The sequence below is a fragment of the Streptomyces sp. NPDC048420 genome (genome assembly GCF_040651535.1).
In the GTDB taxonomy this organism is placed as follows: Bacteria; Actinomycetota; Actinomycetes; order Streptomycetales; family Streptomycetaceae; genus Streptomyces.
The window spans coordinates 1-25,102 of the sequence record NZ_JBEZKG010000008.1 but is presented as its reverse complement, the minus strand read 5'-3'; the positions used below and the strand labels follow the sequence as shown (position 1 = coordinate 25,102).

Here is a 25,102-nt window from a genome sequence, read left to right as displayed (position 1 = left end):
CGGCTCACACGTCCGTGACCCGCAGCCCCGCATGCGCCTTGTACCGCCGGTTCACCGAGATCAGGTTGGCGACCAGCGACTCGACCTGGTGGGCGTTGCGCAGCCGCCCCGCGAAGACCCCCCGCATCCCGGCGATACGCCCGGCGAGCGCCTGCACGATCTCGACGTCGGCGCGCACCTCCCCCAGCACCATCACATCGGTGTCGATCTCCTCGATCTCCGGGTCCTGGAGCAGCACGGCGGACAGGTGGTGGAAGGCGGCGGTGACCCGCGAGTCCGGGAGCAGAGCCGCCGCCTGCTCCGCCGCGCTGCCCTCCTCCGGCTTCAGCGCGTAGGCGCCCTTCTTGTCGAAGCCGAGCGGGTTGACGCAGTCGACGACGAGCTTGCCGACGAGTTCCTCACGCAGCGACTCCAGCGTCTTGCCGTGGCCGTCCCACGGCACGGCGACGATCACGATGTCACTGCGGCGCGCGGTCTCGGCGTTGTCGGCGCCCTCGACACCGTGCCCGAGTTCGTCGGCGGCGGCCTGGGCGCGGTCCGCGGCCCGCGAGCCGATGATCACCTTCTGGCCCGCCCTGGCGAGCCGGTAGGCCAGGCCCTTGCCCTGCGGGCCGGTCCCGCCGAGCACGCCGACGACGAGCCCGGAGACGTCGGGAAGGTCCCACGGGTCCTTGACGGGAGCCTGCTGTGCACTGTCGGTAGAGGTCATGGGCCGACCTTACGTGCGCCCCGGCGCCCCCGAGCGCTCAGGTGAGCCGCGTCACGGGCACCCGCCGGAGCGAATTCGGGACGAACCGCGGGTCACACGGGGCCGCTTGCGGCAGGATGCGGCCCCATGGACGCCGTACGGGTCGCGCTGCTGCGTGAAGTGCTCGCCGGGACCGAGTGGTTGGGGGCCACGCGACGCTTCGCGGGCGTACTGCGGGGCTCGGTGGTCTCGCACGGCGGTGGCCTGCTCCTGGTCGGCACCCCGGAGTACGAGCCGTGGCATCTCGCGGCCCATCTGGTCGACGAGGCCGCCTGGTCGGGCACCCCGGAACTGGCCCCCACTCTCGTACGTCACGACGCCCGCCCCACCGACCCCGCGCATCTGTCGGTGGGCCCGGGACGACTGGCGGCGGCCCGCCGCGGCGAGACCCTGCTCGTGGTGACCCCGGACGACCCGGCCGCCCCGCTCCTGGAACGGGTCCACGACGCCCGGCGGTCCGGCGCGACGATCCTGTCCCTCGGCCCCGACGAGGGCGAACTCGCCACGATGGCCCACGAGTCGCTCGCCGTACCGGAGGGCACCGACCTCGACCTGGACACCGTGCAGCACCTGGTGAGCGCGGCGGCCGGGGAGAACGCCGTACCCGCACCCCGGGGCCGACGCCGCTTCCGGGACCGCCTGTCGCGACTGGCCGACCAGCTGACGGCACCGCCGCCGGCCCGCTGGTAGCCGCGAAAAGCAGTTGCCGGACCGGGGGCCTCCCCGGACCATGACGGGTCGTGACAGACGACGTCCCCGAACCCCCTTCCGGCCTGCGCGCCATGCTCCCCGACCTCGCCCCGTGGCGGGCCTCCCGGGACTTCCGGCGGCTGTGGTACTCGGGTCTGGTCTCGAACTTCGGCAGCTTCCTCACCTTCGTGGCGCTGCCGGTGCAGCTGAAGGAACTGACCGGTTCGGCGGCCGCGGTGGGCGCGATCGGAGCCGTGGAACTCATCCCGCTGCTCGTCTTCGGGCTGTACGGCGGGGCGCTCGCCGACGCCTGGGACAAGCGGAAGCTGATCGTGTGGACGGAGGCCGGACAGGGCCTGCTGAGTGCGGCCCTGCTGCTCAACGCGCTGCTCCCCGAGCCCGCCGTCTGGCCGCTGTACGTCGTCGCCGCCCTGTCCTCCGCCCTGGTCTCGGTGCAACGCCCCGCCCTGGACTCGCTGTGGCCCCGGATCGTGGCCCACGACCACCTCCCGGCGGCGGCCTCGCTGAACTCGTTCCGCTGGACGCTCGGCGGGGTCGCGGGCCCGGCGCTGGCGGGCGTGGTGGTGGCCTACGCGGGCCTGGGCTGGGCGTACGGCGCCGACCTGCTGACGTTCGTCGTCTCGGTCGCCCTGATCGTACGGATCGCGGCCGCCCCCGCCTCGCACGAGGCGGCGAAGCCGTCCCTGAGGGCCATCGCCGAGGGCGCCCGGTACGCCTGGAGCCGCAAGGAACTCCTCGGCACCTACGCCGTCGACCTGGCCGCGATGTTCCTGGCGATGCCGCTGGCCGTCCTGCCGTTCCTGGCGGACGAGCTGAACGCGGAGTGGTCGCTGGGATTGATGTACGCCTCCGTGCCCGCCGGGGCCCTGCTGGTGAGTCTGACCAGCGGCTGGACCGCGCGGATCCACCGCCACGGCCGGATGGTGGTTCTCTCGGCGGCCCTGTGGGGCCTCGCGATCGCGGCGGCCGGGGTCATGGGCAACGTCTGGCTGGTGCTGCTGTTCCTGACCGTGGCCGGAGGCTGCGACATGGTCAGCGGGATCTTCCGGGGGATCATGTGGAACCAGACGATCCCGGACGAGCTGCGCGGTCGGCTCGCCGGGATCGAACTGCTGTCGTACTCGGTGGGCCCGACCGTCGGCCAGGTCCGCAGCGGTGCTCTCGCCGCGTGGTGGGGCGTACGGACGTCCGTCTGGTCGGGCGGGGTGCTGTGCGCGGGGGCGGTGGGCCTGCTGGCGCTGTGCCTGCCGAAACTGATGACGTACGACGCCCGCACGGACGAGCACGCGGCACAGGTGCGGGAACAGCGCGCCGCGGCCCGGGTGTGATCAGTCGTCCTCCCGGCCCCCCGCCGGGGCGTCGTGCCACTTGGGGTCGTTCTCCCACTCGAGGTTGCGGTCACGGGCCGTGGCCATGGCGTGCTCGGCCTCCGCGCGGGTCGCGTAGGGCCCGAACCGGTCCTTGGCCGGGCACTCCGGCCCTTCCTCGACCTTCTTGTGCTGCAGGCAGTAGTACCACTCGCCCGCCTTGCCGACCGTCCGCTTCTTGAACAAGGGCATGACCTGCTCCTCTCGCCACGGACATGTTCCCCCATCGCCGCTGGATAGACTCGTCGGCATGTCTGGCCAGTCGCTGCTCGTGCCCGGGGAACTGTCCCCCACCCGTTCCGTGCCCGGAAACATCCGGCGCCCCGAGTACGTCGGAAAGCCCGCGCCGACGCCGTACACGGGCCCGGAGGTGCAGACTCCGGAGACCGTCGAGGCGATGCGGATCGCCGGTCGCATCGCGGCCCGGGCGATGGAGGAGGCCGCGAAGCTGATCGCGCCGGGGGTGACCACCGATGAACTGGACAAGGTGGCGCACGAGTACATGTGCGACCACGGCGCCTACCCGTCGACGCTCGGCTACCGCGGCTTCCCGAAGTCCCTGTGCACCAGCCTCAACGAGGTGATCTGCCACGGCATTCCGGACTCCACGGTCCTGAAGGACGGCGACATCGTCAACCTCGACGTGACGGCGTACATCGGCGGGGTGCACGGCGACAACAACGCGACGTACCTGGTCGGCGAGGTCGACGAGGAGAGCCGGCTGCTGGTCGAGCGGACCCGGGAGTCCCTGGCCCGCGCGATCAAGGCGGTCAAGCCGGGCCGCCAGATCAACATCATCGGCCGCGTGATCGAGTCGTACGCCAAGCGCTTCGGCTACGGAGTCGTCCGTGACTTCACGGGCCACGGCATCAACTCCTCCTTCCACAGCGGCCTGATCATCCCGCACTACGACAGCCCGCACGCGACGACGGTCATCCAGCCCGGCATGACCTTCACGATCGAGCCGATGCTGACGCTCGGGACGCACGAGTACGACATGTGGGACGACGGCTGGACGGTCGTCACCAAGGACCGCAAGCGGACGGCCCAGTTCGAGCACACGCTCGTGGTGACGGAGACGGGCGCGGAGATCCTCACGCTGCCGTAACAGACCGCTGCCGTAACAGACCTGGACCCGTCCCCCTGAGGGGGCGGGTCTTTTCCTGTACGATTTTACCGACAGGCCGTCGGCAAAAGCATTGACTTAGGTAAGCCTAACCATAGAAAATCTGAGCCATGGACTCGTTCTCGACACTCATCCGCACCGCGTCCCACGAGCAGCACGTGGAGGCGGAGACCTCGATGTTCATGAGCGACCTGCTCGGCGGCCGGCTCGGCGTCGACGCGTACGCGCGCTACACCGAGCAACTGTGGTTCGTCTACGAGGCGTTGGAGGCCGGAGCCGAGGAGCTGGCGTCGGACCCGGTGGCGGGCGACTTCATCCGGCCGGAGCTGTTCCGGCTGCGGGCGCTGGAGCGGGACCTGGCCCATCTGCGGGGCCCGGAGTGGCGTGCGCATGTCTCAGCGCTGCCCGCGACGCGGGTGTACGCGGACCGGGTGCGCGAGTGCGCGGAGTCCTGGCCCGCCGGGTACATCGCCCACCACTACACGCGCTACCTCGGCGACCTCTCGGGCGGCCAGATCATCCGTGACAAGGCGGAGAAGACCTGGGGCTTCGAGAAGAAGGGCGACGGCGTCCGCTTCTACGTCTTCGAGGAGATCTCCAACCCCGCCGCGTTCAAGCGGGGTTACCGGGAGCTGCTGGACGCGGTCCGCGCGGACGACCTGGAGAAGCAGCGGATCGTCGCCGAGTGCAAGAAGGCGTTCGCCCTGAACACCGGGGTCTTCAGGGCCCTCGGGGACGAGTTCCGGCTGAGCGCCTAACGCTCGGGCTGGCGTTCCAGGTAGACCCGGCCGCCGATCTCCACCCAGCCGTAGGGCTGCGGTGCGGTGAGGATCTGTGAACCCGCGCCCTGGGTGATGTTCAGGGCGCGGCCCAGCCGGGCGGTCAGCTGGATCGCCGCGGCACCGGTGGCCTCGTCCTCCTCCACTCCGTCCCCCCGCCCGGGGAACCCGCGTGCCCGTACCCGTCCGCCGGCCTCGTCCTCCCAGGCCCACGCGTAGATCCACTCCCCCGGCTCCGGTACGGCCAGGTCGTCGACCTCGGCGGCCGAGGCGTACTGCCGCAGCGTGCGGGGTGCCGGCCACTCCGCCCGCGCCTCGATCCAGCAGAACTCCCCGTCCTGCCGGGCCCCCACGACACCGGCGGGCGTGACGAGCTCGGGCACGTCGAGCAGCCAGGCGGCGCCGACGCAGGGGTAACCGGCGAACGCGAGCCGTACGGAGGGGGTGTAGATGTCGATGACTCCGCGCTCGGGATCGTCCACGAACACCGTCTCGCTGAAGCCGAGTTTGGCGGCGAGGGCCTGGCGGTCGGCGGGGTCCGGGAGCGTGGAGCCCTCGCGGATGACGCCGAGTTCGTTGCCGTACCCGCCGTTCGGTGCACAGAAGACGCGGAGTACGTCGTAGTCAGTCACGTTGGGAATTGAAGCATGACCTTGCTGGAGAAGACCGTGCTGCTGACGGCCGGCCTGATCGTCGCGCTGGTCGTGCTGGTGCCGGTCGCCGCCGGGATCGGGGCGTACCCCGTACCCGTCGGTGATGTGCTCGCCTCCGTGCAGCACCGGGTCGGGCTCGGGGGTGGGGAGTTGGAGCGGGTCGCCGAGTCGGTGCTGTGGAACGTGCGGTTCCCGCGGATCGTGCTCGCGGTGCTCATCGGGGCGTCGCTGGGGTGTGCGGGGGCGTTGATGCAGGGGGTGTTCGGGAACCCGCTCGCCGAGCCGAGCACGATCGGGGTGTCGTCGGGGGCGGCGGTGGGGGCGGTCGCGTCGATCTCGCTGGGGCTGGACTTCTTCGGGACGTGGACGCTGCCGTCGACGGCGTTCGTCGCCGGGCTCGGCACGGTGTTGCTGGTGTACGCGATGTCCCGGTCGGGCGGGCGTACGGAGGTGGTGACGCTGATCCTCATGGGGATCGCGGTGAACGCGTTCGCGGGGGCGCTGATCGGGCTGTTCGTCTTCCTCGCGGACACGGCCGCGGTGAACCAGATCATGTTCTGGCAGTTGGGGTCGCTGGCGCAGTCGACGTGGCCGAAGGTGCTGGCGGTGTTGCCGTGTGCGGTGCTCGGGCTGGTGGTGTCGCCGCTGTACGCGCGCCGACTGGACCTGCTGGCGCTGGGCGATCGGCCCGCCCGGCATCTGGGGGTGGAGGTGGAGCGGCTGCGGATCCTGTTGCTGTTCGTGGTCGCGCTGCTGACCGCGGCGGCGGTGAGTGTGTCGGGGGTGATCGGGTTCGTGGGGCTGGTCGTTCCGCATCTGCTGCGGATGGTGGCGGGGCCGGGGCACCGGTTCCTCATCCCGGGCAGTGCGCTGGGTGGGGCGGTGGTGTTGCTCGCGGCGGATCTCGCTGCGCGGAGGGTGGCGGCGCCGGCGGAGTTGCCGCTCGGTGTGCTGACGGCTCTGCTGGGCAGCCCGTTCTTCTTCTGGTTGCTGCGGAGGACTCGGCGGCGGCAAGGGGGGTGGGCGTGAGGGTCGAGTGTCGGCTGCGGGTGGGAGGGGGCTGTTCGGTCGTACGTCGCCTGCGGCCCGGTGGGGGCTGGTCGGTCGTACGTCGCCTGCAGCCCGGTGGGGGCTGGTCGGTCGTACGTCGCCTGCAGCCCGGTGGGGGCTGGTCGGTCGTACGTCGCCTGCAGCCCGGTGGGGGCTGGTCGCGCAGTTCCCCGCGCCCCTTAAAAGCACTCACCTCCCCTTCTCCCTCAAGGACCCCGCGATGAGACTCCTCCGCCCCCGTCCCACCCCTCCTCCCCCAGCCGATCCGGGAGATGTTCTCGCCGAAGCCCACACCCTCCACATCCGGCTCGGCACCCGGGAAGTCCTCCGAGGGATCGACATCGCGGCCCGCGCCGGTGAGGTGCTCGCGCTCGTCGGGCCCAACGGGGCCGGGAAGTCCACGCTGCTCGGGGCGCTCGCCGGGGATCTCACCGCTGCCGAGGGTGCCGTACGGATACACGGTCGGCCCGCCACGGAGTGGTCCGCTCCCGAGCTGGCTCTGCGGCGGGCCGTGCTTCCGCAGGCGGCGGCGCTCTCCTTCCCCTTCAGCGTCGACGAAGTCGTACGGATGGGGCGGGCGCCCTGGGCCACCGTGGACCCCGGCGGAGACGACCGTGCCGTCGCCGACGCCATGGCCGCCACCGAGGTGACGCGGTTCGCCGCGCGGTCGTTCTCCGCGCTGAGCGGGGGCGAGCGGGCCCGGGTCGCGCTCGCCCGGGTGCTGGCGCAGCGCGCGCCCCTGCTGCTGCTCGACGAGCCGACCGCCGCGCTCGATCTCAGGCACCAGGAGCTGGTGCTGCGGGTGTGCCGGGAAAGGGCGCACGCCGGTGACGCGGTGGTCGTGGTGTTGCACGATCTGGGGCTCGCGGCCGCCTACGCGCACCGGGTCGCGATCCTGTGCGCCGGTCGTGTCGCGGCCGACGGACCGCCGACCGAGGTGTTCGACGAAGGGCTGCTGTCGGAGGTCTACGACCAGCCCGTCGAGGTGCTTCCGCATCCCCGGAACGGGTCGCTCCTCGTAACTCCGAGGCGGAACCTTTGAAGCTCCTTTGGCCTTTACTTGACGATTATTTTGAGCCATTTTCAGGTAAGCCTCAGATAAGTTAGGCGAGCCTCACCAACCCTCAGGAGCTCGCATGCGCGCCGTCAGACTGCCTCTCGTCACCGTTACCGCCTTGGCGGCCCTCACCGCCGTCACGGGATGTACGGAGAAGGGAAGCTCCGGCGACAGCGACCGCGTGATCGACGTGACCGCCACCGACAGCAAGTGCGAGGTCTCCAAGAAGGAGTTCCCGGCCGGCCACCTCGAGCTGGCGATCGAGAACAAGGGTTCCAAGGTCACCGAGGTCTACGTCCTCTTCCCGGACGATCGGATCGTCACCGAGCGGGAGAACATCGGCCCGGGCACCAAGCAGAAGGTCACCGCCGAGGTGAAGGCCGGCACCTACACGATCGCCTGCAAGCCCGGCATGAAGGGCGACGGCATCCGCCAGACCGTGAAGGCCACCGGCGGGACGGTCGCCAAGCGGGACCCGCGGCTGGATGCGGCCGTCGCCGCGTACCGCAAGTACGCGCAGGAGCAGGCCGACGCCACCCTGCCGCTGGCGAAGACCTTCGCCGCCGCCGTCAAGGCCGGGGATCTCGAAGCCGCCAAGAAGGCCTACGCCCCCTCTCGCATCGGCTGGGAGCGCACCGAGCCGGTCGCGGAGTCCTTCGGCGACATCGACCCGAAGGTCGACGTCCGGGCCGACGGTCTGGAGGACGGGCAGAAGTGGACCGGCTGGCACCGCCTGGAGAAGTCCCTCTGGCAGGACAAGAAGATCACCGCCGAGGACAAGACCCTCGCCGACCAGCTGATCACCGACCTCACCGACTGGCAGCAGCGGGTCGGCAAGGCGGACATCACCCCGACCTCCATGGCCAACGGCGCCAAGGAGCTCCTCGACGAGGTCGCCACCGGCAAGGTCACCGGCGAGGAGGAGCGCTACTCGCACACCGACCTCGTCGACTTCAAGGCCAACGTCGAGGGCGCCGAGAAGTCGTACGAACTGCTGAAGCCGGTCGCCGAGGAGAACGACGCGGCCCTGGTCACCGAGCTCGACAAGCAGTTCGCGGCGCTGAACACGCTGCTCGACAAGTACCGCACCGACAAGACGTCGTACGACTTCACCTCGTACGACAAGGTCGGCGAGGCCGATCGCAAGCAGCTGTCGGACGGGGTGAACGCGCTCGCGGAGCCGCTGTCCAAGCTCGCCGCCGCCGTTGTCACCAAGTCCTCCTGAGGCAGGGGCCATGACGGACACGCCCAACGCGTCGACTCCCTCACGCCGCACGCTCATCGGCTGGGGCGGGGCCGGGCTCGCGCTCGGTGCCGCCGCGGCCGGTGGCACGGTCGCGATGACCCGCGACGGCGACGACCTGGAGCCGACCGCCGCCGCCGCGGGCGCCGAGATCGCCTTCCACGGCACCCACCAGGCGGGCATCGCCACGCCCGTGCAGGACCGGCTGCATTTCGCCGCGTTCGAGGTGACGACGGAGGACCGCGCCGAGTTCGTGCAGATGCTGAAGGACTGGACGGCCGCGGCCCGGCGGATGACCGCGGGCAAGGCGGTCGGCGAGGGGGCGTACGGCGGTCTCGCCGAGGCGCCTCCGGACGACACCGGTGAGGCGCTCGGGCTCAAGCCGTCGCGGCTGACGCTGACGATCGGCTTCGGCCCCTCCCTCTTCGGGAAGTTCGACCTGGCCGCGCATCGCCCCGAGGCGCTGGTCGACCTCCCCCAGTTCGCCGGGGACAACCTCGACAAGAACCGCAGCGGCGGCGACCTGTGCGTCCAGGCCTGCGCGGACGACCCGCAGGTCGCCGTGCACGCGATCCGCAACCTCGCCCGGATCGGCTTCGGCAAGGTCGTCATCAAGTGGTCGCAGCTCGGCTTCGGCAAGACGTCCTCCACGACGCCCGACGCGCAGACCCCGCGCAACCTGCTGGGCTTCAAGGACGGCACCCGCAACATCGCGGGCACGGAAACGGACCGGCTGAAGAAGTTCGTGTGGGCCGACGGCAAGGACTCGGAGTGGATGGCCGGCGGCTCGTATCTGGTCGCCCGGCGCATCCGTATGCACATCGAGCCCTGGGACCGCACCTCCCTGCAGGAGCAGGAGGACATCATCGGCCGGGACAAGGGCGAGGGCGCCCCGGTCGGCAAGGCCAAGGAGCGCGACAAGCCGTTCCTGCCGGCGATGAAGCCCGACGCGCACGTGCGGCTCGCGCACCCCGACTCCAACGGCGGGGCGACGATCCTGCGCCGCGGCTACTCCTTCACCGACGGCACGGACGGCCTGGGCCGCCTGGAGGCGGGCCTGTTCTTCCTGGCGTACCAGAAGGACGTCCGCGAGGGCTTCATCCGGATCCAGCGCCATCTGTCCACCGACGCGCTCAACGAGTACATCCAGCATGTGGGTTCGGCGGTCTTCGCCGTCCCGCCCGGCGTCCGCGACAAGGACGACTGGTGGGGCAGCACGCTGTTCTCCAAGGAGGCCTGACCCGTGTTCTCCAACTACCTGATCGGTCTGCGCGAGGGCCTGGAAGCCAGCCTGGTCGTCTGCATCCTCATCGCCTACCTGGTGAAGACGGAGCGCAGGGACGCCCTGAGGCCCATCTGGATCGGCATCGGCGTCGCGGTCGCGCTCGCCCTCGGTTTCGGGTGCGCGCTCGAATTCGGTTCCCAGGAGCTGACGTTCGAGGCGCAGGAGGCGCTCGGCGGCTCCCTGTCGATCCTCGCGGTCGGCCTGGTGACGTGGATGGTCTTCTGGATGCGGCGCACCGCCCGGCACCTGAAGTCCGAGCTGCACGGAAAGCTGGACGCGGCCCTCCAGATGGGCACGGGCGCCCTGGTCGCCACCGCGTTCCTGGCCGTCGGCCGTGAAGGTCTGGAGACCGCCCTGTTCGTGTGGGCGTCGGTCCGCGCGGCCGGCGACGGCACCCCGCGTCCGCTGGTCGGGGTGGCACTGGGCATCCTGACGGCGATCGTCCTGGGATGGCTGTTCTACCGCGGCGCCCTGCGCATCAACCTGGCCAAGTTCTTCACCTGGACCGGCGGCATGCTGGTCGTCGTGGCGGCGGGCGTGCTGGCGTACGGCTTCCACGACCTCCAGGAGGCGGACTGGCTGCCCGGTCTGAACAGCAAGGCCTTCGACATCAGCGGCACCATCCCGCCGGACAGCTGGTACGGCACGCTCCTCAAGGGCGTCTTCAACTTCCAACCGGACCCGACGGTGCTTCAGGTCACGGTGTGGCTGCTGTACTTGATCCCGACGCTCGCGCTGTTCCTCGCCCCGGTAGGGTTCGCCTCCGGGAAGGGGAAGGTGAAGGCACCTGATGAGCAGGGATCGCGGCCCTCGAAGGCTCCGCAGGCTTGACCGGAGCGCACTGATAGCAGCGTCTGTGACCGCTTTGTCGTTGACGGCGAGCGGATGCGTGGTGGTGCACGGGGAGCGGGAGGTGCTTCCCGCGACCACCAAGGCGGAGGCCGCCAAGGCGCTCCAGCAGTTCACGAACGCGTACAACGCGGCCGACAAGGCGTACGACAGCTCACTCGACGCGACCCATGTCACCGGGGCGCTCGGGGCGATCGACGCGGCGCGGCTGAAGGCCGGCAAGGCCAACAGCCCGAGCGGGAACGCCACGCACACACCGCTGAAGCTGTCGGACGTGACGTACACCATCCCGAAGAAGGCGGGCTGGCCGCGCTGGTTCGTCGCCGACGCGGCCGGCAACAAGGGCGGTACCGCGCGCTGGCTGCTGGTGTTCACCCGCAACGGCCTGGACGAGCCGTTCCAGGTGGCGTATCTGACTCTGGTGGCGCCGGGCAAGGTGCCGCAGTTCACCAAGGACGCGGACGGCTGGGCCGAGGCCGTGCCGGTGAACTCCGCCGACCTGGCCGTCCCGCCCGGCGACGTGGGCCAGGAGTACGCGACCTACCTCAAGAGCGGCGGCGACACCTTCGCCGACGGCGCGTACACCAGCAGCTGGCGCACGCAGCGCGAGAAGGACGGCAAGCGGCCGGGTCTGGTCACCCAGTACATCGACGAACCGATGACGAACGGCGATTTCGCGCCGCTGGCCCTGCGGACGACGGACGGCGGGGCGCTGGTGTTCTTCGCCACGCACCTCTACACGAAGCAGACGGCCGCTCCGGGCACCTCGATCCCCACCAGCGACGCCATAGAGGCGTTGACGACCGGCGAGATCAAGCAGTCCCTGACGATGGAGATCGTCTCGAACTCGGTGGCCCTCGACCCGCCGAAGGGCTCGGGCGACCAGCAGGTCACCTTGCTCGGACGGATCCAGGGGCTGACGTCCGCGAAGGGCTCATAGGGGACCGGGCCCCCACCGCCCGAACGCTACCGGCGCAGGGGCCAGGCCGCGCTCGCGTGGTCCGGCTCCTCGCCGACGTAGCGGGCGCAGGCGTCGGTGAGGACCTCCAGGAGGCTCAGCGGGTCGGGCAGCGGGTGTTCGAGGCCGCGTACCCAGTGCACGGACTGGTCGCCGGGCAGGCGGGCGGGCGGTACGAGGACGTACGACCCCCGGCAGTGCCAGCGCAGGCCGGGGTGCTCGTCCGCGGTCTCGGGGTGGCAGTCCAGCTCGCACGGCCACCACTCGTCCTCGTCCGCGGGGGTGCCGCGGGTGAGGGTGAAGAACAGCAGTCGGCCGTCGTCGCTCTCGGCCACGGGTCCGACCTCGATCCCGGAGCCGAGAAGCCGCTCCAGCGCCTCCCGTCCGGCCTCCAGGGGGACGTCGAGGACGTCGTGGACCATGCCGGTGGCGGTGATGAAGTTGGCCTGCGGCTGGTGCCGGGCCCAGCGCTCGATCTGCGCGCGGTCGGTGGTCGACTGGGTCTGCCAGGCGAAGGACACGGGGTGACGGGCGGGCGTGGGACACCCGACCCGGTCGCAGGAGCACCGGTATCCGGGAGCGGGGTGGGCGGCGGGCGCGAGCGGCAGCCCGGCCCCGGCGGCGGCCAGCAGCAGGGCCTCACGACCGCCTTCGTCCCCGGCGGCGGCCTCATTCGGCCGGCGTCCGCGCAGCCACTGGGAGAGTTTGCCCTGCAGGCCGGTTCGGCCCCCCGACTCCGCGCTCATATACCACCCTCGCCTCGCTGTCGTGCGGAACAGCATGCCCTATGGTCCCACCTTCCTCCGCTCCGGGGGGCCCTGAGCGGATTTGGGCGGGCGTGCTCGGGGGCGGCTCAGCGGGGTGCGATGCCGTGGAGGGCGTAGTCGACGAGGGTGTCGGTGTAGTCGTAGGAGATCGGGCCGGTGTACTGGAGCCAGCGCTGGGCGAGCGGGGAGACCCAGAGTTCGAGTGCGATGCGCGGGTCGATCTCGGGGCGCACCTGGCCGGCCTCCTGGGCGGCGCGCACCCGGTCGACGTACAGCTGGAGCGATGGTTCCATGAGTTTGGTCACGAAGGCCCGGCCGACCTGTTCGTTGACGACGCCCTCGGCCGCCAGGGCGCGGGACGGGGCCTCGAAACGGGGGTCCTTGAGCTGGTCGACGGTGAGCCGCAGTACGGCCTTGAGGTCGGCGGCGAGGTCTCCGGTGTCCGGGATGGCGTACGACTCCTCGGGACCGGCCTCCCGTGCCGCCTGCTCGCTCAGGTCGAGGAAGGCCTCCATCAGCACCTCCGCCTTCGACGACCACCACCGGTAGATCGTCTGCTTGCCGACACCGGCACGGGCGGCGATCCCCTCGATCGTGGTCTTCGGGTACCCGACCTCGGCGACGAGGTCGAGGGCGGCGTCGTAGATGGCGCGGCGGGAACGTTCGCTGCGGCGGGTGGTGTCGGGGGCGGGCTGCTTGACCATGGGGGGGACGGTAGCAGGGAGGTGAGACGGGGCGTCTCGTGTGCCGGTACGGGTGTCAGCCAGTCCGGAGTCACGACAGGGGCCAGGGGTCGCCCCACGTCGCGTCCCTCGCCGCCTTGTACAGGTCGCCGTGGCGTTTCGTGACCGTGCGGCGGGTGAGCTGTTCGTCGGGCTCGCACAGGTCGAGGAGGACCTGGCCCTTGCGGATCTGGGGGCGCCGGATCACCCGGGCGGGGGCCGGGGTGGCCGGGAGCCGCGTCGCCGCCACGTAACTGAACTTCTCGTCCTCGTACGGCAGCGAGCCGCCCTTGACCTGACGGTGGAGGGACGAGCGGCTCACCCTCGCCGAGAAGTGGCACCAGTCCTCGCCGGGCGCGATCGGACAGGCGGCGCTGTGGGGGCAGGGCGCGGCGACACGGAACCCGGCGGCGATCAGGCGGTCGCGGGCCTCCAACACGCGGGCGTACCCGGCGGGGGTCCCCGCCTCGACGATCACGACCGTCTGCGCCGACGCCGACGCCGTGTCCACGAGGGCGGTGCGGTCGGCGGGGGTGAGCTCGTTGAGGACGTACGAGACGGTGACCAGGTCCGCGGCGGCGGGCAGGGTGAGGTCCTCGCCGATCCTGGCGCGCCGCCAGTCGGCGTCCCTCAGGGCCGGGTTGGCGGTGGCGATCTCACGGCCGAGAGCGAGCGCCGGTTCGGACCAGTCGAGCACGGTGACCGGGCGGTCGCCGGGCCAGGTGGCGGTGACGGCCCAGGTCGCCGCGCCGGTGCCGCCGCCGATGTCGGTGTGGCTGGTGGGGGTCCAGTCCGGGGTGGCCTCCGCGAGGGCTTCCAGGGCGGCGTGGACCGCCTCGAAGGTGGCGGGCATGCGGTAGGCGGCGTAGGCCGCGACGTCCGCGCGGTCGCGGAGGATGGGGGTGTCGGTGGGGGTGGTTCCGCGGTAGTTGGCGATCAGGCGGTCCACCGCTTGGGACGCCTGCTTCGGGGGGAGGCCGGCGAGGAGTTTTGCGAGGGTGGTGCGGAGGGTTTCGGCCGGGGGTGCGGGGGCTGTCACGCGGAGATTCTATGGGCGGTCGGTGCGGGGGTGGGCCTCGTGGTTTCCTCGCCCCCGCCGCCCCTACCCGTCCCATCCCCAGGGGCGCTGCCCCTTCGACCCCGTTCCTGGGGGCTGCGCCCCCAGACCCCCATCGGCCCTGAAGGGGCCTCGTCCTCAAACGCCGGACGGGCTGAGACGCACGGACCGGCGGCCAGAGGCGAAGCCCAGCGGGTGGGTGGGGCTCGGGACGGTGAAAGCCTCGGCCTCAGACACCGGACGGGCTCAAAGACAAGGACCGCAGTCCAAAGGCACAAGCCCCCAGCGGGTGGGTGGGGGTTCGGGCAGTGTGAGGCTTGGCCTCGGGCGCCGGACGGGCTGAGACGGTGTGAGGCTTGGCCTCGGGCGCCGGGCTGGGCAAAGACTCACGCTCCCCTCACCGCCCGCGCCACCCTCGTCCCCACCGCCGCCCTCGGCCTGTTGTCCGGCGGGCGTCTTCTCGGGTGCACCGTGTTGGCCAGGAGGATCACGAAGGTGTCCGTTGCCGGGTCCAGGACCAGGGAGGTGCCGGTGAAGCCCGTGTGGCCCGCCGCTCCCCGGCCCGCGAGGTCGCCCATGAACCACTTCTGGTCGATGGCGAAGCCCAGGCCCGGCGGGGTCAGCAGGAGTTCGACGAAGTCGGGGCCGAGGATGCGGGCGGGGCCGTACGCGCCGCCCGCCAGCAGCGCGCGGCTGAAGATCGCCAGGTCCCGGGCCGTGGAGAAGAGGCCCGCGTGACCTGCGACCCCGCCGAGCGACCAGGCGTTCTCGTCGTGCACCACGCCCCGCAGCATCCCCCGGTCCACCTTGGCCCAGGGCCGCCGTTGGTCCTCCGTGGCCGCCGCTCCCGGGCAGGGGCCGAAGCGGGTGGACGTCATGCCCAGGGGGCGCGTGATGCCCTCGTGGACGAGGACGTCGAGTGAGCGGCCGGTGATGCGTTCCAGGACGAACTGGAGGAGCAGCAGGTTGAGGTCGGAGTAGGTGTACGTGCCGGGGACCCCGATGGGCGGCTCGGCGCGCAGACGGCTGAGACGTTCCTCGTCGTCGGCGCAGTCGTACAGCGGGAGCTCGGGGCGCAGTCCCGAGGTGTGGGTGAGCAGTTCGCGGACGGTGATGCCGTGGGTCACGGCCGCCGTGAAGTCGGGCAGATAGGCCCCCACTCTCGCGTCGATGCCCAGCGTGCCGCGCTCGATCTGCTGCACCGCCGCCACCGCCGTGAACAGCTTGGTGAGGGACGCCAGGTCGAAGGGGGTGTCCGCGCGGACCGGGACACGGGCCTCGGGGGCGAGTTCCACTCCCGCGTCCGAATCGGGGTCGTAGGACGAATAGCGGACGGCCCAGCCCGCCGCCTCCTCCACGGCGATCACCGGCCCGCGCCCGGCGGCCAGGGCGGCGCCCGCGGCCCAGGGGTGTTCGCCAGCGGTGAGCGCATGGAACTCCCGGACGAGTCGACGTAGTTCCCCGGGGTCGAGCCCGGCCCGCTCCGGTGTGTCGCTGCGCAGTCTCGGTGCGCTCAGCTCTCTGCTCCCTCTCCAGTCGTACGCCTGTTCCAAGGACGGCACATTGCCATGAAACACGCAAGCGCTACCAGTGCCGCCGCCAGTTGTACGACCGCCATCGGGACGGCGGTGTCCTCGCCGCCCATCCCGACCAGCGGGGAGGCGATCGCGCCGACGAGGAAGGAGGACGTGCCGAGCAGGGCGGACGCGGAGCCGGCGGAGTGCCTGGTGCGCAGAAGGGCGAGGGACTGGGCGTTGGGCAGGGTGACGCCCATGGCCGACATCAGAACGAAGAGGGCGGCCGCGACGGGGACCAGTCCCACCTCGCCGAAGACACCCGTCGACATCAGCAGCAGGGCCGTGGCCGCCGCCGTCACGATCAGCAGGCCCACGCCCAGCACCCGGTCCAGGCCGACCCGTCCCACCAGGACCTTGCCGTTGATCTGGCCGACGATGACGAGCCCGACCGAGTTCACGCCGAACAGCAGGCTGAACGTCTGCGGAGAGGCGCCGTAGATCTCCTGGATCACGAACGGGGACGCCGAGATGTAGGCGAACAGCGCGGCGAAGGCGAAGCCGCCGGTGAGCATGTAGCCGGTGAAGGGCAGGTCGGCGAGGAGGCGGCGCATCGAGTGCAGGGCGTCGACGACCCCGCCCGTGTGCCGCTCGGACGGGGGCAGGGTCTCGGGCAGTCGCGCCCAGACCAGGGCGGCGAGCAGGGCTCCGATGACCGTCAGGACCACGAACACGCCCCGCCAGTCCGTCACGCGCAGGATCTGCCCGCCGATCAGGGGCGCCACGATCGGCGCGACCCCGCCGATCAGCATGAGGGTGGAGAAGAAGCGGGCCATCGCCACACCGTCGTACAGGTCCCGGACCACGGCCCGGGCGATCACTATGCCCGCGGAGCCGGCGAGTCCCTGCAGCAGCCGGAAGGCGACCAGGGACTCCACGGTCGGCGCGAGGGCGCACAGCGCGGTGGCGACGACGTACACGACGAGACCGGCGAGCAGCGGGCGCCTGCGGCCCCAGCGGTCGCTCATCGGGCCGACCACCAGTTGCCCGAGCGCCATGCCGAGCAGACAGGCGGTGAGGGTGAGCTGGACGGTGGCGGCGGGCGCGTGCAGGGCGTCGGTGACCTCCGGCAGCGAGGGGAGGTACATGTCCATCGCGAGCGGTGGCGTGGCGGTGAGGCCGCCGAGGAGCAGCGTGACGAGCAGGCCGGTACGGCGCACGGCCACGGCGGCGGCGGCCGGTTCCGGGCCCGGTGCGGCCGCCTGCTGCTCCACGTGCGGTGTCGGTCCCCCCTGCTCGGGCATGCGCCCCTCCCTCTCCGAATGATCCGCCACCTATGCTCTCAGCTCGTACAGGGTGGCGACGGTCATGTGAGCGAGGGTGGAGCCGGGATGACGGAGCAGAGTGTGCGCTGGGGAATTCTGGCGACGGGCGGGATCGCGGCCGCCTTCACCGCCGACCTGGTGGATCTGCCGGACGCGGAGGTGGTCGCGGTCGCCTCGCGGTCCGAGGCCTCGGCGAAGGCGTTCGCGGAGCGGTTCGGGATCGAGCGGGCGTACGGCGAGTGGGGCGCCCTGGCCGAGGACACGGACATCGATGTCGTGTACGTGGCCACCCCGCACTCGGCGCATCGCACGGCCGCGGGGCTCTGTCTGAGCGCCGGGCGGAACGTGCTGTGCGAGAAGGCGTTCACGCTCAACGCGCGGGAGACCGAGGAGCTCGCCACGCTCGCGAAGGACCACGACCGCTTCCTCATGGAGGCCATGTGGATGTACTGCAACCCGCTGATCCGGCGGCTGAAGGCCCTCGTCGACGACGGTGCGATAGGTGAAGTCCGTACCGTGCAGGCCGACTTCGGGCTCGCCGGGCCCTTCCCGCCCTCGCACCGGCTGCGGGACCCCGCGCAGGGCGGGGGCGCGCTGCTCGACCTCGGGGTGTACCCGGTGTCGTTCGCGCAGCTGCTGCTCGGGGAGCCCTCCGACGTCACGGCGAAGGCGGTGCTGTCCGAGGAGGGCGTGGACCTCCAGACGGGCGCCCTGCTGTCCTGGGACAGCGGGGCGCTCGCCTCACTGCACTGCTCGCTGACCGGCGGCACCGCCACGATCGCGTCGGTCACCGGTTCGCTGGGCCGGATCGACATCCCGAACGGCTTCTTCCACCCGGACCGCTTCGTGCTGCACCGGGACGGCCGGGACCCCGAGGAGTTCGTCGCCGACCCGGCCGACGGGCCCCGCAACAGCCTCAAGCACGAGGCCCGCGAGGTGATGCGCGCCCTGCGGGCCGGTGAGAAGGAGTCCCCGCTGGTGCCGCTGGACGGCACCCTCGCCGTGATGCGGACGCTCGACGCGATCCGTGACCGCGTGGGCGTCCGCTATCCCGGCGAGATCGGCGAGACGGAACTCACGCCGGTGTGAGCCCCTGGTTGCCCACCTCCGTCACGAAGGACGCGGCCGTGGCGATCGGTGCCCCGGGCCTGGTCACGTACGGGACGCTCCTGAAGTCGGCCCGGGCCCGCTCGCGGCCCAGCTCGACGGTCACGTAGCCGCGCAGCCCGTTGTAGAACTTCATGTGCGGGTTGGCCCGGGTGTACGTGTCCCAGGTCGAGGGCTTGTCGGCGCCGTCCCGGCCGCTGGAGATCGACGATCCGACGATCTCCGTGCCCAGGGTGCGGGAGGCCGGGTCGTCGAAGTCGTCCTTGATGTCGTAGGCGTACGCGACGTGCACGTCACCGGTGAGGACCATCAGGTTGTCGATGCCGGCCGCCTCGGCCCCGTCGAGGATCCGGCGCCGGGAGGCCCGGTAGCCGTCCCAGGCGTCCATCGACAGCCGGGCCGGGTCCGTGAGGTCGAGCTTGCGCTGCGAGAAGTTCACCTGCTGCGGTACGACGTTCCACAGGGCCCGTGACGCGCGCCAGCCGTCGAGCAGCCACCGCTCCTGGGTCTCGCCGGTCATGGTGCGTGCCGGGTCGTCGATCTCGGGGCCCGGTAGGTCGAGGCCGTCGCCGTAGGCCTGGTCGGAGCGGTACTGGCGGGTGTCGAGGACGTCGAACTGGGCGAGCCGGCCCCAGTGCAGGCGCCGGTACAGCCGCATGTCCGGGCCCGCGGGCCGCTGCGGGCGGCGCAGCGGCTGGTTCTCCCAGTAGGCGCGGTAGGCGGCGGCGCGACGGAGCAGGAACTCCTCGGGCGGCACGTCGTTCTCGGGGATGTCGTCGGCGTAGTTGTTCTCGGTCTCGTGGTCGTCCCAGGTGACCACGAAGGGGTGTGCGGCGTGCGCGGCCATCAGGTCCGGGTCGGACTTGTAGAGGGCGTAGCGCAGACGGTAGTCCTCCAGGGTGACCGTCTCGCGGTTGAAGACCGCCGGGAGGGTGCGGTCGGTGTAGTTGCGGTATCCGCCCACCGAGTTGACCGCGTACTCGTACAGGTAGTCCCCGAGGTGGAAGACCACGTCGACGTCCTCGGCGGCGAGATGGCCGTACGGGGTGAAGTAGCCGTCGGTGTACGCCTGGCAGGAGACCGCGGCGAAGGTGAGGGCGGCGGCGCGGCTGCCGGGGGCCGGTGCGGTGCGGGTGCGGCCGGTGGGGCTGATCCACCTGCCCACCCGGAAGCGGTAGTAGAAGAAGCGGTCGGCGTCGAGGTGCCCGACCTCGGCGTGCACGGTGTGGTGGAACTCGGGGTGCGCGACGGCCGTGCCGCGTCTGGCGATCCGGCGGAACCTCTCGTCGTGCGCCAACTCCCAGTGGACCAGGACGCGTTCGGCCGGGAGGCCGCCGTCCGACTGGAAGGGGACCGGGGCGAGGCGGGTCCACAGGAGCACCGAGTCGGGCTGCGGATCGCCGGAGGCGATGCCGAGGGTGAAGGGGTTCTCGGTGATCTTCGTGGCGTCGAGTTCGGCGGCGCTCGCCGTGCCGGCGGCGGGCAGGTTCACGGAGAAGGCGAGGGCGGCTGCCGCCCCGGTGACGGTCAGGAAGCGGCGGCGGGGTAAGTGGCGTGCGGCGGCGCGGAGTTCTGGGGTGTGCTGTGACCTGCGGGGGTCGTGTGTCATCCGGTCCTCCCCTGACTGATGGATGCAGAGACCAATTGGAGTGGTCCAGGACTACTCCTGATTGGCGCGTACACAACAGTCAGGTGTCGGACGGATGAGTTCCAGGTGGCGGCCGCTCGCCTACGCTGCGGCCCCATGGATGACAGGCAAACTACGAACAAGGTCGCGGTGGTGACCGGCGCGGGCTCCGGGATCGGACGTGCGGTCGCGGTGGAACTGCTGGGCGCGGGCTGGTCGGTGGCGCTCGCGGGGCGGCGGGCCGGGACACTGGAGGAGACGGCGGCGCTCGCGCCCGGGGGCGCCTGCGTGGCCGTACGCACGGACGTCTCCCAACCGGACGACGTGACCGCCCTGTTCGAAACCACCGTGGAGCGGTTCGGGCGGGTGGACCTGCTGTTCAACAACGCGGGGACGTTCGGTCCCGGCGGGGTGCCGGTGGAGGAGCTGCCGTACGAGGCGTGGCGGCATGTGGTGGACACCAACCTCAACGGGGCGTTCCTGTGCGCGCAGGCGGCGTACCGGCGGATGAAGGAGCAGGATCCGCAGGGCGGGCGGATCATCAACAACGGCTCGATCTCGGCGCACGCGCCCCGGCCGCACTCCGTCGCCTACACCGCGACCAAGCACGCCCTCACCGGCCTCACCAAGTCGCTGTCGCTGGACGGGCGGCCGTACGGGATCGCGGTGGGGCAGATCGACATCGGGAACGCGGCGACCGACATGACGGCGAGCATGGGGGCCGGAGCCTTGCAGGCCAACGGGGAGGTCACGCCGGAACCTGTGATGGACGTGGCCGACGTGGCGCGCACGGTGCGGCACATGGCGGAGCTGCCGCTGGAGGCGAACGTGCAGTTCGCGACCGTGCTGGCGACCGCGATGCCGTATGTGGGGCGCGGCTGAGCGCCTGCGAGGCGTGGCCGAGCAGCCGATTTCCACAAGCGGAATACGCTCTTCCACCCCACCGCGGCCGATTGGCGGCTTATGCTCATCACGCGCTCTCCACAAGAGCTTCACACTTGGGGGGTGGCGTTCCGTCGACCTTGCCCGAGGGGGGAGCGCGGCGGCCGTCCACGGGCCGGGTGGGGGTGGATCTCGCGTGGGACCGCGAGGTACGCACCGGCCCGTGGACGGCCGCCGCGCACATTCTCAGCTCGCACATCCCTTCCCAGCCGGCGCACATCCCTTCCTCACGGCCCCGCAATCCTTCGTCCCTACCTTGAGGGCGCGCCCACAGCGAGCGCCGCGGCTTGCCACTGTCAAGGCGGGGCAGATCACGTTGACCGAGCAGTCCGTCGCTCAGGGCTCCTAGGAGTTTCCGCTCACCGTTCGAGAATGCGGTTGACCTCGGTCAGCTGATCGGCGGTGAGCGCTCCCTTTTCCATCGCTGCCGCGTTCTGCTCTGCCTGAGCCACTGAACGGAAGCCCGGGATCGGAATGGTCTGCGGACTGCGGGCCCAGAGCCAGGCCAACGCGCCCTGCGCGAGCGTACGGCCGTTGCTCGTCAGGATCTCCTTGAGCGCGTCGATCCTCGCCAGCCACTCCGGGTCGGCCGTCGTGCCGTCTCCGAAGCCCTGCAGCCAGGCCGGGGGCTTGCTGCGGATGTCACCGGCGTCCTGCGCCCCTTGGCGCTTACCGGCCAGCAACCCCATCGCGAGCGGGCTGCGGTTGATGCTGGCCAGGCTCAACTCCTCGCACAGGGAGAGCATTTCGGGCGCGTCCTGCAACACGTTGAGCGCATGCTGTACGGCCGCACAGTGCTCCCCCTGCGCGAACACCTCGGCGCGGGTCGGGTCGTCGGTGCTCCAGGCGTAGGCGCGGATGAGCCCTTCGCGGACGAACTCCTCGCACAGGTCCCGGAGTTCGGCGGCTCGCTCCGGGTCGAGGTCGCTCAGGTGAAGCTGGTACAGGTCGATGTGGTCGGTGCCGAGCCGGTCGAGGGACGCCGTGAGGGCGCGGCGGGCGTGGGCCGGGGTGTCGTCGACGCCGGTGCGGGTGCGGGTCTCCTCGTCGAAGACGTTGCCCCACTTGGTGGCGAGCACGACGTCGTCCCGTCGCTTGCCCAGCGCCCGCCCCAGCACCCGCTCGCTGTGCCCGGCGCCGTAGGTGTCCGCCGTGTCGAAGAAGGTGATGCCCAGGTCGAGGGCGCGCCGGACCGCCCGTACGGACTCCTCGTCGTCGACCTTGCCCCAGCCGAGGGGCTGTCCGTCGGCGTCCTGCCATTCCCCGCCGATCGCCCAGCAGCCGAACCCGAGCGCGCTGACCTCGATACCGGAACGGCCGAGAGTGCGTGTGATCTCCATGCCTGAGAACGCTAGGAGTTGGAGCGCACACGAAGGCAAGGGGTCGTACGGGATCTCTACGCCTGGCTGGTCTCGAAGCGGGAGATCCGGCCGTCGTCCCCGACCTCGAAGTGCCACTTGGTGCGCATCTCGCCCCAGGTGTCGTTGCGGTAGCGGGCGATGAGGTCACGGCCGCCCCGGGACTCGTTGTCGACGTTCATATGGCCGTGGGAGGAGAAGATCTCCCGGTCGATCCAGTCGTCGAGGTCACGGTCGCTGCCGTCGTCCGCCATGGTCGCGCCGGGCGCGAGCAGGGCCAGGAAGGCGTCCCGGTCGTGGGCGTTGACGGCGGTGACGAAGGCGCGGACGGCCGGGTCGCTGAGTCTGGCGGTCTGAATCGTCATGCCAGTCAGACTCACACCGCGCCCGCAGGGCCGCCACCCGAACGGCGGCTCGGGTCTCCCGAACGGGTGTGAGCGGTGCGACGGTGGAAACGCGAGGGGGGTCTCGTTCCACTTCTCGTTCTGGGAGTCATCGTGACCGCTTACGACCGACGCGATCTGGGTCTGCTGCTGCTCCGGCTGGGAACCGGGGGTGTGCTGGCCGCCCATGGCGCGCAGAAGCTGCTCGGCTGGTTCGGCGGGGGCGGCATCGAGGGGACCGGCCAGTTCATGGAGTCCGTCGGGTACGCGCCGGGCCGGGCGAGCGCCACGGCGGCGGGGCTGGCCGAGGCGGGCGGCGGCACGCTGCTGGCGCTGGGCCTCGCGACCCCGGCGGCGGGTGCGGCGGCGGCCGGGGCGATGGCGGGCGCGTCCGCGGTGCACGCGCCCAACGGCTTCTTCAACCAGGGGGGCGGCTACGAGTACGCGGCCACGCTGGGCCTGACGGCGGCGGGCCTCGCGGTGACGGGCCCAGGCCGGCTCTCCCTTGACCACGCGCTGGGCCACACGGTGAACCGGGGGTGGATGGTGCCGGTGGCGTTGGCGGTGACGGGCCTGGCGACGGCGGCGGTCGTCGGGGCACGCGGGCGACGGCTGCGGGAGAAGGAGGGCGGCGACGATGACACGCAGACGGCGCTGTTCGAGGAGCAGGAGGCGTTGTTCGGGGAGTAGAGGTCTCACGGAGAGGGCCTGGCGGCCCGTGGCAAGCTGCTCCGCATGAGTGATCACGGCACGCCGCCCGAGGACCTGTGGAAGTCCGTCGACGCCCTGTGGGCCTGGCTGGAGGCGGACCAGCCGGTCAGCGGCCGCGAGGGCTTGCTGCTGCGGATGCTGAAGCTCTCCGAGGAGGTCGGTGAGGTCTCCGAGGCCGTGATCGGGGCAACCGGCCAGAACCCCCGCAAGGGCGTCAGCCACACCTGGGAGGACGTACAGGGCGAGCTGTGCGACGTGGTGATCACGGCGCTGGTGGCGCTGCGCACGCTGACACCGGACACCAGGGAGGTCTTCCACCGCCATCTGACCAGGGTGACGGAGCGTTCACTCGGCCCCGAGGCGGCCTGATCCCCCTCGGACGATGAACCGGACGACGGCCCCGTCCGAGGAGACCGGTGGACGCCACCGAGTTCAGCGAGCCGGAACACGAGGCCCGTATGACGAGGGCGGCCGGAGCAGCGGTCGAGGCAGGCCTGGTCGGGCTGCTCGTCACCCGAGGCCCGACATGGTGTGGTGCGTCGCCGCCGCCCTGTCCCGGCTGCTCCGCGGCGGCTGGTACCGCTGCAACATCTTCCGGGCAGGCGCCCAGGACATCAGCGACTGAACACGCCCACCGCGAGGCGTACCTGGTTCCCGACGGCGATCAGGTCGGCCGGGCAGGGGCGACCGCACTCGTGCCGTAGGCCGCCGAGAGCAAGGCGGGCAGGTCGTCGGGGGCGAAGTCATACGTCTGGGTACCCACGGCTGACAGGGCCAGCGCGGCCAGAGCCGCGCCCTGTTGGGCGCAGCGCTCCGGGTCCAGGCCCTCGGCCAGGGAGGCCAGGTAGCCTGCCCGGAATGCGGCTCCCGCACCGGTGGCGTCCACCACTCGGGGCGCCGTCACGGCCGGGACACGCACGGTCGGCCAACCGGCCCGGTCGATACGGCAGCCCTTCTCCCCGAGGGTGGTCACCCAGGTGTCGGTGCGCCGCAGCACCTCGGTCTCGGTCCAGCCGGTCCTGGCGAGCAGGAGACCGCGTTGGTGTTCATCGGTGAACAAGCAGGCGGCGCCGTCGACGAGTCCACCGAGGTCAGCACCGTCGAACCGGGCCACCTGCCGGGAGGGGTCGGCGACGAAGGGGATGTGCCCGTCGCGACAGGCCCTCGTGTGCCGGAGCATCGCCGACGGGTGGTCGGCGCCGACGAGTACCAGGTCGGCGCCGCCACAGCGCCGGACGACCTCCGCGAGGTCGATGTCGGAGGCCTCGGCCATCGCGCCGGGGTGGAAGGAGGCGACCTGGTTGCCGTGCGGGTCGGTCGTGCACAGGAAGCGGGCGGTGGGGCGGGTGGCGGAGAGGCGCACACCGGAGATGTCCACGCCGCGGCCCGAGAGCCGGGCCCCGTGGTCGCGGAAGTCCGCGCCGGCCGCTCCCACGAGCAGGGGCCGGTGTCCGAGTCCGGCCAGCCCGTAGGCGATGTTGGCGGCCACACCGCCGTCCCGGATCTCCAGTCCGTCGACCAGGAACGACAACGAGACATGGTCCAGGTGGTCGGCCAGCAGTTGGTCGGCGATGCGCCCGGGAAACGTCATCACATGGTCGGTGGCGATGGAACCCGTGACGGCGATGCGCACCTCAGAGCCCCGCGGCCGTGCGCAGCGCGTCCACTCGGTCCGTCTTCTCCCACGTGAACTCGGGCAGCTCACGGCCGAAGTGACCGTACGCCGCCGTCAGGGAGTAGATCGGGCGCAGCAGGTCGAGGTC

Annotated in this window: 27 protein-coding genes; 14 read left to right on the top strand and 13 right to left on the bottom strand. The window is 71.4% G+C overall.

Annotated features, from left to right (window positions below; translation table 11 throughout):
- Positions 1 to 4: 4 nt before the first annotated feature.
- Entirely contained in the window at positions 5 to 709 is a 705-nt protein-coding gene (gene npdG / locus AB0D34_RS15540; protein ID WP_362661711.1) for an NADPH-dependent F420 reductase, read from the bottom strand.
- A 126-nt stretch (positions 710 to 835) separates the two neighbouring features.
- Here npdG and AB0D34_RS15535 point away from each other — a divergent pair, with 126 nt between their 5' ends.
- Together AB0D34_RS15535 and AB0D34_RS15530 are read left to right on the top strand one after the other, a co-directional pair.
- Positions 836 to 1,438, top strand: coding sequence for a hypothetical protein (locus AB0D34_RS15535; protein ID WP_362661709.1), 603 nt, complete (start codon positions 836 to 838; stop codon positions 1,436 to 1,438).
- Between the two features lie 92 nt (positions 1,439 to 1,530).
- Positions 1,531 to 2,787, top strand: a complete 1,257-nt coding sequence (locus tag AB0D34_RS15530) for an MFS transporter (RefSeq protein WP_362662342.1) — start codon at positions 1,531 to 1,533, stop codon at positions 2,785 to 2,787.
- Here the strand turns inward: AB0D34_RS15530 and AB0D34_RS15525 are convergent, their stop codons facing one another.
- Entirely contained in the window at positions 2,788 to 3,018 is a 231-nt protein-coding gene (locus AB0D34_RS15525; RefSeq protein WP_362661707.1) for a hypothetical protein, read from the bottom strand. It lies immediately after the preceding gene.
- A gap of 58 nt (positions 3,019 to 3,076) precedes the next feature.
- Here AB0D34_RS15525 and map point away from each other — a divergent pair, with 58 nt between their 5' ends.
- Positions 3,077 to 3,934, top strand: coding sequence for a type I methionyl aminopeptidase (gene map / locus AB0D34_RS15520; protein ID WP_362661706.1), 858 nt, complete (start codon positions 3,077 to 3,079; stop codon positions 3,932 to 3,934).
- Positions 3,935 to 4,062: 128 nt separating this feature from the next.
- On the top strand, positions 4,063 to 4,710 hold the full coding sequence (locus tag AB0D34_RS15515) for a biliverdin-producing heme oxygenase (protein WP_362661704.1): 648 nt from the start codon (positions 4,063 to 4,065) through the stop codon (positions 4,708 to 4,710).
- Here AB0D34_RS15515 and AB0D34_RS15510 read toward each other — a convergent pair.
- A complete protein-coding gene (locus tag AB0D34_RS15510; RefSeq protein ID WP_362661702.1) occupies positions 4,707 to 5,363 on the bottom strand; it encodes a PhzF family phenazine biosynthesis protein in 657 nt (218 codons plus the stop codon). The genes AB0D34_RS15515 and AB0D34_RS15510 overlap by 4 nt on opposite strands.
- A gap of 15 nt (positions 5,364 to 5,378) precedes the next feature.
- Here AB0D34_RS15510 and AB0D34_RS15505 point away from each other — a divergent pair, with 15 nt between their 5' ends.
- The 6 genes from AB0D34_RS15505 to AB0D34_RS15480 all read left to right on the top strand — a co-directional run bounded on the left by AB0D34_RS15505 (position 5,379) and on the right by AB0D34_RS15480 (position 11,808).
- Entirely contained in the window at positions 5,379 to 6,413 is a 1,035-nt protein-coding gene (locus tag AB0D34_RS15505) for an iron ABC transporter permease (protein WP_362661700.1), read from the top strand.
- 241 nt (positions 6,414 to 6,654) lie between these two features.
- A complete protein-coding gene (locus AB0D34_RS15500; protein WP_362661698.1) occupies positions 6,655 to 7,476 on the top strand; it encodes a heme ABC transporter ATP-binding protein in 822 nt (273 codons plus the stop codon).
- 94 nt (positions 7,477 to 7,570) lie between these two features.
- Entirely contained in the window at positions 7,571 to 8,716 is a 1,146-nt protein-coding gene (gene efeO, locus AB0D34_RS15495) for an iron uptake system protein EfeO (RefSeq protein WP_362661696.1), read from the top strand.
- 10 nt (positions 8,717 to 8,726) lie between these two features.
- On the top strand, positions 8,727 to 9,974 hold the full coding sequence (gene efeB / locus AB0D34_RS15490; protein ID WP_362661694.1) for an iron uptake transporter deferrochelatase/peroxidase subunit: 1,248 nt from the start codon (positions 8,727 to 8,729) through the stop codon (positions 9,972 to 9,974).
- 3 nt (positions 9,975 to 9,977) lie between these two features.
- A complete protein-coding gene (gene efeU / locus AB0D34_RS15485) occupies positions 9,978 to 10,850 on the top strand; it encodes an iron uptake transporter permease EfeU (protein WP_362661692.1) in 873 nt (290 codons plus the stop codon).
- Positions 10,810 to 11,808 carry a hypothetical protein gene (locus AB0D34_RS15480; protein WP_362661690.1) on the top strand — a complete coding sequence of 333 codons (999 nt, stop codon included), beginning with the start codon at positions 10,810 to 10,812 and terminating at the stop codon, positions 11,806 to 11,808. Before efeU ends, AB0D34_RS15480 begins: the two co-directional genes overlap by 41 nt.
- Before the next feature lie 26 nt (positions 11,809 to 11,834).
- On the opposite strand, the gene AB0D34_RS15475 is transcribed toward AB0D34_RS15480, so the two are convergent.
- The 5 genes from AB0D34_RS15475 to AB0D34_RS15455 all read right to left on the bottom strand — a co-directional run bounded on the left by AB0D34_RS15475 (position 11,835) and on the right by AB0D34_RS15455 (position 17,190).
- Positions 11,835 to 12,572: a bifunctional DNA primase/polymerase gene (locus AB0D34_RS15475; protein WP_362661688.1), complete on the bottom strand. Its 738-nt coding sequence runs from the start codon at positions 12,570 to 12,572 to the stop codon at positions 11,835 to 11,837.
- 107 nt (positions 12,573 to 12,679) lie between these two features.
- Positions 12,680 to 13,297: a TetR/AcrR family transcriptional regulator gene (locus AB0D34_RS15470; RefSeq protein WP_362661686.1), complete on the bottom strand. Its 618-nt coding sequence runs from the start codon at positions 13,295 to 13,297 to the stop codon at positions 12,680 to 12,682.
- 70 nt (positions 13,298 to 13,367) lie between these two features.
- Positions 13,368 to 14,354 (bottom strand): small ribosomal subunit Rsm22 family protein, encoded by a 987-nt coding sequence (locus tag AB0D34_RS15465; protein ID WP_362661684.1) that lies wholly within the window; start codon positions 14,352 to 14,354, stop codon positions 13,368 to 13,370.
- Positions 14,355 to 14,758: 404 nt separating this feature from the next.
- On the bottom strand, positions 14,759 to 15,934 hold the full coding sequence (locus AB0D34_RS15460; protein ID WP_362661682.1) for a serine hydrolase domain-containing protein: 1,176 nt from the start codon (positions 15,932 to 15,934) through the stop codon (positions 14,759 to 14,761).
- Positions 15,886 to 17,190: a multidrug effflux MFS transporter gene (locus AB0D34_RS15455; protein WP_362661680.1), complete on the bottom strand. Its 1,305-nt coding sequence runs from the start codon at positions 17,188 to 17,190 to the stop codon at positions 15,886 to 15,888. The genes AB0D34_RS15460 and AB0D34_RS15455 overlap by 49 nt, the downstream gene beginning before the upstream one ends.
- An 87-nt stretch (positions 17,191 to 17,277) precedes the next feature.
- Here AB0D34_RS15455 and AB0D34_RS15450 point away from each other — a divergent pair, with 87 nt between their 5' ends.
- Positions 17,278 to 18,300 carry a Gfo/Idh/MocA family oxidoreductase gene (locus AB0D34_RS15450; RefSeq protein WP_362661678.1) on the top strand — a complete coding sequence of 341 codons (1,023 nt, stop codon included), beginning with the start codon at positions 17,278 to 17,280 and terminating at the stop codon, positions 18,298 to 18,300.
- On the opposite strand, the gene AB0D34_RS15445 is transcribed toward AB0D34_RS15450, so the two are convergent.
- Positions 18,287 to 19,927: an alkaline phosphatase D family protein gene (locus tag AB0D34_RS15445; protein ID WP_362661677.1), complete on the bottom strand. Its 1,641-nt coding sequence runs from the start codon at positions 19,925 to 19,927 to the stop codon at positions 18,287 to 18,289. The two genes, AB0D34_RS15450 and AB0D34_RS15445, sit on opposite strands and share 14 nt — an antisense overlap.
- Positions 19,928 to 20,062: 135 nt before the next feature.
- On the opposite strand from AB0D34_RS15445, the gene AB0D34_RS15440 reads away from it, so the two are divergent.
- Complete coding sequence (locus tag AB0D34_RS15440) at positions 20,063 to 20,827, top strand: SDR family oxidoreductase (protein ID WP_362661675.1); 765 nt, start codon at positions 20,063 to 20,065, stop codon at positions 20,825 to 20,827.
- Between the two features lie 419 nt (positions 20,828 to 21,246).
- On the opposite strand, the gene AB0D34_RS15435 is transcribed toward AB0D34_RS15440, so the two are convergent.
- Complete coding sequence (locus tag AB0D34_RS15435) at positions 21,247 to 22,227, bottom strand: aldo/keto reductase (protein ID WP_362661674.1); 981 nt, start codon at positions 22,225 to 22,227, stop codon at positions 21,247 to 21,249.
- A gap of 56 nt (positions 22,228 to 22,283) precedes the next feature.
- Positions 22,284 to 22,610: a nuclear transport factor 2 family protein gene (locus AB0D34_RS15430; protein ID WP_362661672.1), complete on the bottom strand. Its 327-nt coding sequence runs from the start codon at positions 22,608 to 22,610 to the stop codon at positions 22,284 to 22,286.
- A gap of 132 nt (positions 22,611 to 22,742) precedes the next feature.
- On the opposite strand from AB0D34_RS15430, the gene AB0D34_RS15425 reads away from it, so the two are divergent.
- Both AB0D34_RS15425 and AB0D34_RS15420 read left to right on the top strand, forming a co-directional pair.
- On the top strand, positions 22,743 to 23,318 hold the full coding sequence (locus tag AB0D34_RS15425; protein WP_362661670.1) for a DoxX family membrane protein: 576 nt from the start codon (positions 22,743 to 22,745) through the stop codon (positions 23,316 to 23,318).
- Positions 23,319 to 23,363: 45 nt separating this feature from the next.
- Positions 23,364 to 23,708, top strand: coding sequence for a MazG-like family protein (locus AB0D34_RS15420; protein WP_362661668.1), 345 nt, complete (start codon positions 23,364 to 23,366; stop codon positions 23,706 to 23,708).
- A 295-nt stretch (positions 23,709 to 24,003) separates the two neighbouring features.
- Here the strand turns inward: AB0D34_RS15420 and AB0D34_RS15415 are convergent, their stop codons facing one another.
- On the bottom strand, positions 24,004 to 24,972 hold the full coding sequence (locus AB0D34_RS15415) for a carbohydrate kinase family protein (protein WP_362661666.1): 969 nt from the start codon (positions 24,970 to 24,972) through the stop codon (positions 24,004 to 24,006).
- A 1-nt stretch (position 24,973) separates the two neighbouring features.
- On the bottom strand, positions 24,974 to 25,102 hold a 129-nt coding region (locus AB0D34_RS15410), incomplete at its 5' end, for a methionine adenosyltransferase domain-containing protein (RefSeq protein WP_362662340.1).